This is a genomic window from Citrobacter sp. Cb031 (assembly GCF_030336725.1).
In the GTDB taxonomy this organism is placed as follows: Bacteria; Pseudomonadota; Gammaproteobacteria; order Enterobacterales; family Enterobacteriaceae; genus Citrobacter; species Citrobacter braakii.
The window spans coordinates 865,504-877,575 of the sequence record NZ_JAOWDA010000034.1; the positions used below are offsets into that span (position 1 = coordinate 865,504).

General features: G+C 51.4%; 10 protein-coding genes. 1 reads left to right on the plus strand and 9 read right to left on the minus strand.

Translation table 11 applies throughout. From position 1 onward, the window contains the following. Nucleotides 1-67: 67 nt before the first annotated feature. From OGV93_RS20650 to OGV93_RS20670, 5 genes are read right to left on the minus strand one after another with little or no spacing between them, the layout of a single operon-like run. Nucleotides 68-658: an ATP-binding cassette domain-containing protein gene (locus OGV93_RS20650; protein WP_155574156.1), complete on the minus strand. Its 591-nt coding sequence runs from the start codon at nucleotides 656-658 to the stop codon at nucleotides 68-70. Then, nucleotides 642-1,436: an ATP-binding cassette domain-containing protein gene (locus OGV93_RS20655; protein ID WP_155574155.1), complete on the minus strand. Its 795-nt coding sequence runs from the start codon at nucleotides 1,434-1,436 to the stop codon at nucleotides 642-644. The genes OGV93_RS20650 and OGV93_RS20655 overlap by 17 nt, the downstream gene beginning before the upstream one ends. Continuing rightward, nucleotides 1,430-2,242, minus strand: coding sequence for an ABC transporter permease (locus tag OGV93_RS20660; RefSeq protein WP_046275919.1), 813 nt, complete (start codon nucleotides 2,240-2,242; stop codon nucleotides 1,430-1,432). The genes OGV93_RS20655 and OGV93_RS20660 overlap by 7 nt, the downstream gene beginning before the upstream one ends. Then, nucleotides 2,232-3,206, minus strand: a complete 975-nt coding sequence (locus OGV93_RS20665) for an ABC transporter permease (protein ID WP_016156289.1) — start codon at nucleotides 3,204-3,206, stop codon at nucleotides 2,232-2,234. The genes OGV93_RS20660 and OGV93_RS20665 overlap by 11 nt, the downstream gene beginning before the upstream one ends. Next, nucleotides 3,206-4,792, minus strand: a complete 1,587-nt coding sequence (locus tag OGV93_RS20670; RefSeq protein WP_287110096.1) for an ABC transporter substrate-binding protein — start codon at nucleotides 4,790-4,792, stop codon at nucleotides 3,206-3,208. The genes OGV93_RS20665 and OGV93_RS20670 overlap by 1 nt, the downstream gene beginning before the upstream one ends. Nucleotides 4,793-5,224: 432 nt before the next feature. Between OGV93_RS20670 and OGV93_RS20675 the strand changes: the two genes are divergently transcribed. Beyond that, complete coding sequence (locus tag OGV93_RS20675) at nucleotides 5,225-7,312, plus strand: TonB-dependent receptor (protein WP_287110098.1); 2,088 nt, start codon at nucleotides 5,225-5,227, stop codon at nucleotides 7,310-7,312. A gap of 284 nt (nucleotides 7,313-7,596) precedes the next feature. Here OGV93_RS20675 and htpX read toward each other — a convergent pair whose 3' ends face one another. The 4 genes from htpX to msrC all read right to left on the minus strand — a co-directional run bounded on the left by htpX (nucleotide 7,597) and on the right by msrC (nucleotide 12,019). Then, nucleotides 7,597-8,478 carry a protease HtpX gene (gene htpX / locus OGV93_RS20680; protein ID WP_003034964.1) on the minus strand — a complete coding sequence of 294 codons (882 nt, stop codon included), beginning with the start codon at nucleotides 8,476-8,478 and terminating at the stop codon, nucleotides 7,597-7,599. Nucleotides 8,479-8,670: 192 nt separating this feature from the next. Continuing rightward, nucleotides 8,671-10,719: a carboxy terminal-processing peptidase gene (prc, locus tag OGV93_RS20685; protein ID WP_046276431.1), complete on the minus strand. Its 2,049-nt coding sequence runs from the start codon at nucleotides 10,717-10,719 to the stop codon at nucleotides 8,671-8,673. A gap of 19 nt (nucleotides 10,720-10,738) precedes the next feature. Further along, nucleotides 10,739-11,425, minus strand: coding sequence for an RNA chaperone ProQ (gene proQ, locus OGV93_RS20690; RefSeq protein ID WP_003833781.1), 687 nt, complete (start codon nucleotides 11,423-11,425; stop codon nucleotides 10,739-10,741). A 96-nt stretch (nucleotides 11,426-11,521) separates the two neighbouring features. Next, nucleotides 11,522-12,019, minus strand: coding sequence for a free L-methionine (R)-S-oxide reductase MsrC (msrC, locus tag OGV93_RS20695; protein ID WP_016152783.1), 498 nt, complete (start codon nucleotides 12,017-12,019; stop codon nucleotides 11,522-11,524). Nucleotides 12,020-12,072 lie beyond the last annotated feature (53 nt).

Genomic DNA, 12,072 nt, shown 5'->3' on the forward strand with positions numbered 1-12,072 from the left:
TTTGCGAGTGAATTGTTATAATATAACGTAACAATTTAATCAATAGACATTACTGCACGTTATTGCCTCACGCTTCAATGAGTTTTCTGGAGCAGATCTGATCAAGCAGAGCCTGCTGATGGCTGATAATGAGCATACCTAATGGCCGACGCTGGCACTCTTCAAGCAGCAATACCCAGATATCTTTTTGAATGGAAGGATCGAGCTGGGCGGTAATTTCATCGGCAATAAGAAAACGTGTCCGCGGATCCAGCGCGCGAAGTAAAGCAATTCGCGCCAGTTCACCGCCAGAAAGCTGTCCGGGACGGCGGGTTAACCACTCAGGGTTGATGTGAAGACGGATAAGCAGTTCAGCATCAGGTCGCCAGGCATCATAAACCGCATCGCCGGTGCTGCGCCGCGGATTAAAGGTTAATTCCGGATGCTGCGGCACCAGTTGCACCGGGCAATACTGGTGCATTGGCAGCGGTTGGTCATCAACCAGAATGTCACCCGAGGTCGGTTTTTGCCAGCCCGCCAGTACGCGCCCCAACGTTGTTTTGCCGGTTCCGCTGGGTGCGCAAACCCCAATGCGTTCTCCGGGGCGCAGAGAGAAGGTCAGATTTTGCCATAGCACCTTTCCTCCCTGACAAATCGTCACCTCACGACAGCACAGCATCGCGCTCTCCAAAAAGTTGATTTCTTTCAGGCAGGGCCCGCCATTGGCGTTGCAGATGCTCGCTGATCTCTCCGCGTAACAGCTGTTCCCGGCTGACGTTATCCGACACCCTTCCCTGGTACAGCGCGACAATGCGGTCCGCGTGGCGAGCGGCCAGCGTGAGGTCGTGCGTTACCCATAAAACGCCAGCCCCTTGCTCACATTGCTCACGTAGCTGTTCAAGCAGTTGATTAGCCAGCGGTGCATCAAGCCAGGCGGTAATTTCATCAGCCAGAATATAGCGAGCCTGGCTCAGCGACGCGTGACAGGCCAGAACACGTTTCGCCATCCCCCCTGAAAGCTGGCGTGGGAAGGCATCTAATACGCGACTTTCCAGTTGGCTACGCTGGAGCAATCGTTCAATTTTTCCGGCATTCCAGGCCTGGCCGGAGAGCTGACTTGCCCTGCGCAGATGCTTTTCAATCGAGAGCAGCGGGTTAAGTGCCTGAACACCTTGCGGGACATAGCTGAAAGTATTGCCACGACATTTGCGAATATCATCACTGTCCAGCGTTTTCCCCTCCAGGGTGATGGAGCCGTTGAAGCGCAAATTGTCCGGTAAGAGATCAAGCAGACATTGCAGCAACAGGCTTTTACCTTCCCCACTTCCCCCAACTAACGCCACCATCTGACCAGGCGCTACGTCGAAAGAGATATCCTGCAACAGCGAAGACCAGTTTCTCGCGCCGTACCAGCGATAACGCGCCACGTCCAGCGAGACCTGTCTTAAACTCAACATGCGTCACCTCGTAACCATAAACGATGCACTGCCCTTGCGAGCTGATCGAATAACATAACCAGACTGAATAGCATCAGCCCGGGAAACAGCACTAACCACCAGTCGCCATGACTGATAAACCTCAGCGCATCAGCCAGCAACAGGCCCAGCGATGGTTCATGCGGCGCCAGCCCAAAACCGAGGAAGCTCAACGCCGCGCTGTGCAACACCGCGTGGGGAAACATCAGCAAGGTTCCCGTTAACCACTGGGGTAACAATGCCGGGAGATAGTGATGCCGCCAGCAGTAAAAATGTCCGTGTCCCAGACGCCAGGTCAATGTTAGATAGTCACTGTGGGCCACGCGCTGCGCTTCGGCACGCAGGATTAGCGCCAGACGCGGCCAGTGGGTCAACGCAACCGCCATAATCACCCCATTTTTTCCGCCACCCAGCGTGAAACAGATCAATATGAGCAACAGCAAATGCGGCATTGACAGCATGGCATCGGTAATCAGACGCATTAGTACATCCAGACGCGGATGTATACGTGAAACCGCTGCCATCAGTAATGCGATGAAACCGCTGCACAACGCCGCGCCAATACCAATTTGCAGACTGGTTAACGCGCCCTGAAAGCAACGAATCCACAGATCGCGACCGAGGTTATCGGTGCCAAACCAATACAGCGCATCAGGCGGTAAATGACGGGCAAGCAGATTAACGCTCAATGGGTTATCCAGCGTCGCGGCGCCATACACCGCAATGCCTAGCAGGCAGCTAAAAGAGAGCAGAAGACGAATCAGCGTCGGCGTCGGATTATAGAGCATCAGGTCGCTCCAGAGCACGGTTCAACACATGGACAAGCCAGGTAGACAACGAGTTGCCAATGAACACCAGTACGGTACTGAACAACACAATCCCCATCAGTAACGGCAGATCGCCGCGCAATCCGGCATCAATAGTGGCCTGTCCCAATCCCGGATAAGCAAAAACTTTTTCCGCCAGCAATGCGCCGCCCAGCAGTTCTCCCAACGAGGCGAACTGCAGGCACAGCGCGGGCGTGATAGCGTGGCGCAGAACCTGATGACGCAGCAGCGACCAGCCTTTATCTCCCTGAGAACGCGCAAAACGGACAAAATCGCTTTTCATCACGCTGGCGATACTTTCCCGCGTATGAAGTGTAATTTGGCCAAGTCCCAATAAACTTAGCGCGCAAACGGGCAGCACTAAATGGCGCAGACGCTCAGCCAGCGTGGCCATATCACCACTGTTGCCCGGCTCCCACGCGCAGCAGACCGGAAATACCGGCCAGCGCACGGCAAATAACGCCAGCAGCAGCATGCCAATCCAGAAGGTCGGCAACGACGAAAGCAGATAGCTGAGTCGACAGATTGCTTTATCCGGCCAGCGATTCAGATAACGACCCGCGACAAACCCCATTGCCGTTCCCAGTATGCCGGAGAGCAGCCACGCGCCGCCAAGCAAGGCAAACGAAGTTGCAAAGCGCTCCTTGATTACGCTGGCAACCGGTGCATTAAACAACATTGAGTAGCCGAGATCGCCCTGCAATACACGTATAAACCAGTGACCAAAACGCTCCCATAACGGCTGGTCTAATCCCCAGCGAGCAGCGATACGCGCATATTGTTCCGGCGGCACGTGCAGGAGATCGTTGCCAATATAGGCGCGAATCGGATCGACAGGAGAAAAGCTGAGCAGCATAAAAGTGCCAGCCGCAACCAGCACTAATAACACTATCAGCCGTAGAAAATGGCCTACAACAGACTTCATCAACGGCAGGTCCAGGTCCATTCATCCAGATTATTGAGCAGGGACCAGCTACCGTGGATCTCCGGCGCGCCTTTGCCTAAGTCAATACACGGATTTGCCAGATAAGTGTGCTGAATGTTCAGCAGCCATGCCCAGGCGGCATCGCCCTGCACCCCAGCCCCTTGCTTGCCATCCCACTCCACCTGTTGCCAGAAAGGCAACGCTTTTTGCCAGTCCGGAGCATCAATGGCCTGTTTAAGATGTTGTTCAACGACGGGATTGCTGTAATAGCCTGGATTGTAGTATTCCACGCCCGCGGCCTGATTGCTGTAGTGATGGAAAAGCTCCATCGGATCCAGGCTTCCCCAGCCAAACAGCGTCGGATTCGCATGCATATGCCGCTCAACGGTTTCCCAGCTTCCGGATTGCAGCGAGACCTGAATACCCACGGGCTCCAGCATCGCACGTACGGCCTCGGCTAAATCCCGGCGCGTACTGTCTCCGCTGGCGTACCATAGAGTCAGGCGAGCCTCTTTACCGTCTTTCACGCGTACGCCGTCTTTCCCCACCTTCCAGCCGGCTTCTTCCAGAATCATCCGTGCTTTTTCGCTGTCGCCATCTTTGAACGCAACTGACTGTCCCTGCCATGGCAGGCCCTGAACCGCGCTATACGCCGGAATCGCATGACCTTCCATGACCTGATCGGAAAGTTGTTTACGATCGATGGCGTAGTTGATGGCGCGTCTGATGGCGATATCAGCCGTGATATCGTTGCCGACCGGATAACCATTGGCGTCTTTTTTACCCGCAGGGACCATCGGGAACACAATGCCACGGTTTTCCACGCTGTCGCGTACCCAAAGCTTCAAATTCTGCTGTTGAGGGGCGACCGCCATCGAAGGCGCAATACGCACGAGTCCCAGTTGACCACTGCGCGCTGCGGCATAAGCGTTATCTTCATCAAGGAAGACAAACACCAGCTTACTGAAATCATTTTTCTTACCGGCATACCAGGGGTTCGCCTCCACGATCAGCTGCTGCCCCGGCTGAAAACTCACCAACCGATAAGGGCCCGCGCCAATCGGATTTTTGGCGAATGTTTTTTCGTCATACCGTTTTTCGGGAACAATACCCAAAGAGCCCAGCACGTTCACAAAGGTGCTCTGCGGGCTGCGCAGCGTGATTTCTACCGTGCGGTTATCTTTCAGGCTGGCATGAGTAAAGTTACCCATGTCGATTTTGCCGCCGCTCTTTGCGGCTTTATTATAGGTGAACACCACATCTTCAGCGGTTAGCGGGGAACCATCGGAGAATTTAAGGTCGGGTTTTAACGTCAACGTCCAGGTTTTGCCGTCAGCGCTGGTTTCAACTTTTTCCGTCAGCAGGTTACCCCAGCTCATATCTGCGTTTTGTTTTAATAATGGTGCATGCAAAAGCAAATAGCTGCCATGACTCCAGCCCAGCATCGGGTCAAACCCTTCCGTTGGCTCAGGTCCAATTGCCAGCTTCAACGTCTGCCCCTCGCTCACATTTTGCGCGGCGAGAAGTGGTGAGGTTAATGCGAGAGTCAATGCGCACGTAAGCAGTGCCAGCTTGCCTTTAATCATTATGTTATCCAGATTTGCGTTATTTTTATGCCGCTCAACGATTCATTGCCGTTAAACGGTCTCCTGGGGAAGGGATTATGGCGGACTGAAATGACGAAAAAAATGATGCGGCGCAGAAAAGTATGACGATTTTCTAAAATTATCATACTTTTTTCTGATACTCCTAATTGAGTACCCTCTGAATCACAGAAAATAGATTAAATGTTAGCCAGTCAATTAATGGCAAATTAATTACAACCTAATGATTACAAATACTAATTATTGGTCATTTCCGCTATTTACTTAGCTAAAACTAATGACAATTTATGTATATTTATTCAAGAAAAACACCAGAAGTGATAAGTTATGTAAACATATAATGATAATTATTTTTATTATCATTCCCATCAATTATCTTACTTCCTTTGAATTTTTAACAAAGGAAGTTTGACTATGCGCTTAAAACCTGTTGCTTCTGTTGTTCTGTCCTGTTTAGGATTTTCCAGTCCCCTGGCCTTCGCTGAAGATGTTATGGTGGTAACCGCTTCCGGTTACGAAAAGAAAATCACCAACGCTGCCGCCAGCGTCTCCGTTATTTCACAGCAAGAGTTACAAACCAATAAATATAATGATTTAGGCGAAGCCTTGCGTTCTGTTGAAGGGGTGGATGTCGAAAGCAGCACCGGTAAAACCGGTGGTCTGGAGATCAGCATTCGTGGCATGCCCGCCAGTTATACCCTGATCCTGATTGATGGTATTCGTCAAAACGGCAGCAGCGATGTGACGCCAAACGGCTTCTCAGCTATGAATACCAGCTTTATGCCTCCACTGGCGGCAATCGATCATATTGAGGTGATCCGCGGCCCGATGTCGACGCTTTATGGCTCCGACGCAATCGGTGGCGTGGTGAATATCATCACCAAAAAAAGCACCGATAAATGGAGCACCTCCATCAATACCGGCGTTAACCTGCAAGAGAGTAATAAATGGGGTAACAGCACGGTCGCCAACTTCTGGTCAAGCGGCCCGTTAATCGCTGGCGTACTGGATATGCAGGTTCGGGGTAGCACCACCCAACGTCAGGGTTCCAGCGTTACCTCCCTGAGCGATACCTCCTCCACCCGCGTACCTTATCCTACCGAGTCAGAAAACTATAACATCGGCACGCGACTCGACTGGAAAACGAATGAAAGCAATACGCTATGGTTAGATCTCGACTCCGCCAGACAGCGCTATGATAACGATGACGGTCAGTTGGGTAACCTGACGGGGGGTTACGATAAAACGCTGCGCTATGAGCGTAACAAAGTCACCCTCGGCCACGATACCGCCTTAACGTTCGGCACCTGGAAATCCTCCCTCGGCTGGAATGAAACTGAGAACAAAGGACGACAACTGGTCTCCTCCGCACTCACGCCAGAGAACGCAGGCCGGGCCGGTGACGCACGTGAACTGAAGAACACCAACGTCATTCTGGACTCAGTACTGCTGACGCCATTAGGTGATTCGCACCTCTTAACCCTCGGCGGGGAATATTGGGATGCGCGGATGAAAGACGGTGTGGTGCTGGCCAATACCGGCGAAACGTTCCATCAAAAAACGTGGGCAGCCTATGTAGAAGATGAATGGCATATTCTCGACTCGTTGGCCTTAACCGCAGGGACACGCTACGAGCATAACGATGTCTTTGGCGGTCATCTCAGCCCACGCGCGTATATGGTTTGGGACGTATCCGACGAATGGACGCTCAAAGGCGGCGTGACGACAGGTTATAAAGCGCCATCACTGAGCCAGTTACATAACGGGATCAGCGGCGTAACCGCGCAAGGAACCGTGAATACGGTCGGTAATCCGGACCTAAAACCTGAGGAGAGTATCAGCTACGAAACCGGGCTGTATTACGAGAACGACACCGGGCTGAACGCCAACATTACCGGCTTCTATACCGAATACAAAAATAAAATTGTCTCGTATTCTATCGATGATAATACCAACAGCTATACCAACAGCGGAAAGGCAAGGACCGATGGCGTTGAATTTGCCAGCACCTTCCCTCTGTGGTCGGATGTACTGACTTTATCCCTCAACTACACCTACACCCAGAGCAAGCAAAAAGATGGTGACAATAAAGGCGCGCCGTTAAGCTACACGCCAAAACATATGGCTAATGCTCACCTGAACTGGCAGGCAACGGAAGATATGAATGCCTGGCTGAGCGCACGTTATCGCGGTAAAGCTCCACGCTTTACCGAAAATTACAACAACCTCAGCGCAGTACAAAAGGCCGTCTATGACGATAAAGGCGCTGATTTAAAAGCCTGGACCGTTCTCGACATGGGAATGTCTTATAAGCTGACCAAAGATCTGACGCTGAATACGGCGGTCAATAACGTGCTGGATAAAGACTTTAGCGAGGTTAAACTTTATCAGGTAGGCCGTAATAGCACCTACGCAGGAGATTACTATCAGACTGCGCAATCCACTACGGGATATGTAAACCCGGGCCGTAACTATTGGGTATCGTTAAACTACCAGTTCTGATTTAGTTTTTTCCTACCAGACGGGCTGTCAATGATAGCCCGTCGACCACTGGGTTTCACCAAATGCCCGGCACTGTTCTTTTTGCCAGCCAGCGGGGCTCCAATGTTTTTACCAGAGATAAAGCGACAAGGAATATTTTCGTCCCCGGCAGAGAAAAATGACGGAATGAGAGGTAAAGCTGAACTGGGACAGAATAGTCTGGGCGAGGCTTTAATCGATAGCTTTAAATAGCCATTATGTTTTATGAGTCACGGAGCAACGAGTGCCCCGTGACAGTCATTAACTTACTTCAAATACTCTCCGCTGCGCAGCGCTTCAATACGTTTATCCAACGGCGGGTGAGTCATAAACAGCTCACTCAACGACTTGGATTTACCGTTGATGCAGAACGCCATCATGCTGGTCGCTTCCTGCGGCTCATAGCTGGTTTTCAGACGCTGCAGCGCGGCGATCATTTTCTCACGCCCCACCAGTTTTGCTGAACCGGCATCCGCATGGAATTCACGATGACGTGAGAACCACATGGTAATAATGCTCGCCAGAATACCAAACACCAGTTCCAGCACCGTCGCCACTGCAAAGTAGATCAATGGATTGCCGTTACTGCCCTCACCCTCATCGCGGTTTCCGCCCATAAAGCCAGCGGCAATTTGCGCCAGAATACGTGAGATAAAGATAACGAAGGTGTTCACCACACCCTGAATGAGCGTCATGGTAACCATATCGCCATTAGCAATGTGGCTGATTTCATGCGCGATAACGGCTTCAGCTTCGTCCGGGCTCATGTTTTGCAACAGGCCTGTACTCACAGCCACCAGCGAAGCATCCCGGCGCGCACCGGTAGCAAACGCGTTAATATCTGGCGCATGGTAGATTGCAACCTGCGGCATAGCGATCCCAGCCTGGCGAGCCTGATTCGCTACCGTATTCATCAGCCAGCGTTCTCTTTCATTGCGAGGCTGTTCGATCACTTCCCCACCAACGGATTTTAACGCCATCCATTTGGACATCAGCAGCGAAATGAAGGAACCACCAAAACCAAACAGCAGTGCCATGATCAACAAGCCTTGAACGCTGCTTGACTGAATCCCTGTCAGGCTCAATACCAGCCCGAAAACGACCATCACAGCCAGGTTCGTCAGCAGGAAGAGCGCGATTCGCATCATAATTTTCTTTTAACCTCAATTTAACAAAACGCACTATGCGATTACCCATATCGTATGGGTCTTATGGCTATTTTCAAGCATCCATAGGTGCTAAGTCACCAGAAAGACACAACTTTACATTTTATCGTATCACACTGACGTCTTCATGCGTTTGTTAAAAAAACAGGCACAATTTCTTGTGCCTGTTGGAGGTTATTTACTGGTTGCGGGCTGTTCCGCTGGCTTTTCTTTTTCAAGATGCGCCAGGTCAAGAGCAATTTTTACCGTTTCATCCAGGTAGGGATCTGGTTCCTGGTAATCCTTCGGTAAATCGTCCAGTTTTTTCAGCGGCGGCTTACCTTCTCGCTTAAACCGATCGTTGATACGCGCCAGACGCATTGCGTCATCTTCGTTATTCTCTTTCTCACGCTGAGCGTAATTGAGAGAAGCGATGTTGCGTTTATCCTTCATCGCATTGAAACGCGCAATATCCTTCATGATGTACTGGAACTCAGGATCGTTGGCAATACGTGCATTGTGCTCTTTTAACAATTCAGGTCCGAACGGCGTCAGATTCTCTGATTTGGTGTAGGTCGCAGCATCAATGCTATCCCACGGCAGCGCGTTATCTTCAAACTTCTCACCGGTTTCCGTTTCTTCATTACCTGTCGGCATGATGATGTCCGGCGTAACGCCCTTACGCTGTGTACTGCCACCGTTTACACGGTAGAATTTCTGGATCGTATACTGAACAGAACCCAGCGCCGGCCATTCCGGACGCAGCATCTGATCATAAATACGGTTCAGAGAGCGATACTGCTGTACAGTGCCTTTCCCGAAAGTCGGTTCACCAACGATCAGCGCACGACCATAATCCTGCATTGCCGCAGCAAAAATCTCTGATGCCGAAGCACTGAAGCGATCGACTAACACTACCAGCGGGCCTTTGTAGTACACAACGCCGTCGGTATCGCTGTCTTCACGCACTTTACCGTTATTGTCACGAACCTGAACCACCGGGCCGGAAGGAATGAACAGACCAGAGAGCGAAACGGCTTCGGTCAGCGCGCCGCCACCGTTAGTGCGCAGATCGATAATGACGCTGCTGACGTTCTGTTTTTCCAGCTTCTGCAACTGAACTTTGACATCATCCGTCAGACCAACATAGAAGCCAGGGATATCCAGTACGCCGACTTTTTCTTTGCCAACGGTTTTCACGGACATTTTCACGGCGCGGTCTTCGAGACGAATACGTTCACGCGTTAACGTGACGGTACGCGTCTTGGTTCCTTTACCGGCAGGCAGGATTTCAAGGCGAACTTTGCTGCCTTTGGGTCCTTTGATCAGCGCAACAACGTCATCCAGACGCCAGCCAATCACGTCGACCATTCCCTTACCGGTCTGACCCACGCCGACAATACGGTCGCCAACGCTTATTGCTTTGCTCTTGGCTGCCGGGCCGCCCGCCACCATGGAGTTAATGACGGTGTAGTCATCATCCATTTGCAAAACCGCGCCAATACCTTCCAGAGACAGGCTCATTTCAGTATTGAACTGTTCGGTATTGCGTGGAGAGAGATAGTTAGTATGCGGGTCGATCTCACGGGCGAAAGCCGTCATCGCCAGAGAGAACACATCTTCGCTGTTGGTCTGCGCCAGACGGCGAATCGCAAACTTGTAGCGACGCGTCAGCGTTTCACGAATTTCCGCATCGGTTTTGCCGGTCAGCTTCAGGCTGAGTTCGTCAAATTTAACCTTGCCGTCCCACAGCGCGTTAAGCTCTGCTTCGCTCTTCGGCCATGGCGCTTTGCTCCGGTCGAGGTTAAAGGTGTCGGTACCGGTGAAATCCATTGGACGTGCCAGTACGCTTAACGCGTACTGATAACGTTCAAATCGGCGTTTTTGCGCCAGATTATAGAGATCGTAAAAGACATCCAGCTTGCCGGTACGCAGTTCATCGCCAAGGACCGTTTTCTTTTTTGCATACTGTTCGATATCGCTCGCCAACAGCACGTTGTGGCTGTAGTCGAGCAGATTCAAATAGCGGTCAAAAATTTTTGCCGAAAACGCCTGATCCAAATCGAACTGGCGATAGTGCGAACGCGTAAAACGCGATGTCACACGTTCACTTACCGTCGCATGCTGGGTTTCTTCCTTTAAAACGGGGATTTGATCGGCACGCGTGATATCTTCCACAGCAAGTGCCTGGCCTGCTAATGCAAGCAGACCAGCTAACGCAGTAAGCCTAAAAAAAGTGTTCATGCCAGGCCTGGCCTCCGTTTCAGAACACCAGGTGTTCTGCGCGTACAATCAAAGACATACCCGAATTCAGCTGTACACGGACGCCATCTTTGGTGATTTCTAATACGGTGGCATCCATCGCATTATTACCTGCTTTCACCTTCAGAGACTGCCCTACCGTCAGTACTGAAATATCAGATACCGGGGTATGCTGTTCTTCACGAGGAGCACGCGGTGCTTTTGCTGCTGGTTTCTCAGCGCGAGGTTTACGCTCAGCGCCTTCTTTACGACGCGGTGCAGGACGCGGCTTACGCTCGCGACGCGGTGCGTCTTCTTTTTCACCGGCAGCAGCGGCTGCTTCGCGTTTTTTCGCCTGTTGCTCTGCACGTTGCGCCTGAACGCGGGCTTTAGCTTCTTCCAGCTGTTTGCGAGCATGTTCAACGTGCTGCTCATCCAGCTCACCACAAGGGTTGCCGTCGAGATCAACACGCGTTGCGCCCAATTTAACGCCATACAGATAGCGCCAGCTTGAAGTATAGAGACGTAAGGCAGAGCGGAGCTGCGTCTTGCTGAGGTTCATTTCGCCCTCAACACGCTCTACCAGATCCTGAAAAATGCCAATTTTCAGTGGGCGCGCTTCGCCTTCCGCACTAAAACACTGCGGGAAGCGTTCGGCCAGAAACGCGATGACTTCTTTACTGCTATTCAACTTAGGTTGATTTTCCATGAAATTTCCTGATTACAACGGACGTAGCCAACAAGCGCAGGCATGAACAGGCGACATTATAATGACGTCATCAGTAATTGCTACGTTATCCGTTGATTATCCTGCGACGCGCGCAAAGAATTTTTTGTAATCCGTCGTTGCAAGCACGGTTTCAAGCTGTGCCACCAGCGTTCGCAGCCCCTGTTCATCCTCGTCAGTAAAGCGGCCAAACGCGGTGCTATCGATATCCAGCACGCCGATTATCTGATTTTCGACGGTGATTGGCAGGACGATTTCAGCGTTGCTGGCGGCATCACATGCGATGTGTCCGTCAAAAGCATGAACGTCCTCAATGCGCTGAACCTGGTTCTGCGCTACTGCGGTCCCACACACCCCGCGCCCTACCGGGATCCGCACGCAGGCGATTTTTCCCTGGAAAGGTCCCAGCACCAGCGTATCGTTTTCGAGCAGATAAAAACCGGCCCAGTTTACTTCTGCAAGACGTTCGTACAACAACGCGCTGGTATTTGCCAGCGTTGCCAGAAAACTGGTTTCACCTGCCATTAATGCCTGAAAGTCACGGTTCAGATCCGTGTATAGCTCTGTTTTGTTCATTATGTAATCACTTAGTTGTCTTACTTAAAGCTGCAGCCTACTAAAATAAACAT

Excerpts from the sequence above, each read along its gene's own strand:
- OGV93_RS20650 (WP_155574156.1), bottom strand. The coding sequence starts at position 658 with ATGCTGTGCTGTCGTGAGGTGACGATTTGTCAGGGAGGAAAGGTGCTA.
- OGV93_RS20655 (WP_155574155.1), bottom strand. The coding sequence starts at position 1,436 with ATGTTGAGTTTAAGACAGGTCTCGCTGGACGTGGCGCGTTATCGCTGG.
- OGV93_RS20660 (WP_046275919.1), bottom strand. The coding sequence starts at position 2,242 with ATGCTCTATAATCCGACGCCGACGCTGATTCGTCTTCTGCTCTCTTTT.
- OGV93_RS20665 (WP_016156289.1), bottom strand. The coding sequence starts at position 3,206 with ATGAAGTCTGTTGTAGGCCATTTTCTACGGCTGATAGTGTTATTAGTG.
- OGV93_RS20670 (WP_287110096.1), bottom strand. The coding sequence starts at position 4,792 with ATGATTAAAGGCAAGCTGGCACTGCTTACGTGCGCATTGACTCTCGCA.
- OGV93_RS20675 (WP_287110098.1), top strand. The coding sequence starts at position 5,225 with ATGCGCTTAAAACCTGTTGCTTCTGTTGTTCTGTCCTGTTTAGGATTT.
- htpX (WP_003034964.1), bottom strand. The coding sequence starts at position 8,478 with ATGATGCGAATCGCGCTCTTCCTGCTGACGAACCTGGCTGTGATGGTC.
- prc (WP_046276431.1), bottom strand. The coding sequence starts at position 10,719 with ATGAACACTTTTTTTAGGCTTACTGCGTTAGCTGGTCTGCTTGCATTA.
- proQ (WP_003833781.1), bottom strand. The coding sequence starts at position 11,425 with ATGGAAAATCAACCTAAGTTGAATAGCAGTAAAGAAGTCATCGCGTTT.
- msrC (WP_016152783.1), bottom strand. The coding sequence starts at position 12,019 with ATGAACAAAACAGAGCTATACACGGATCTGAACCGTGACTTTCAGGCA.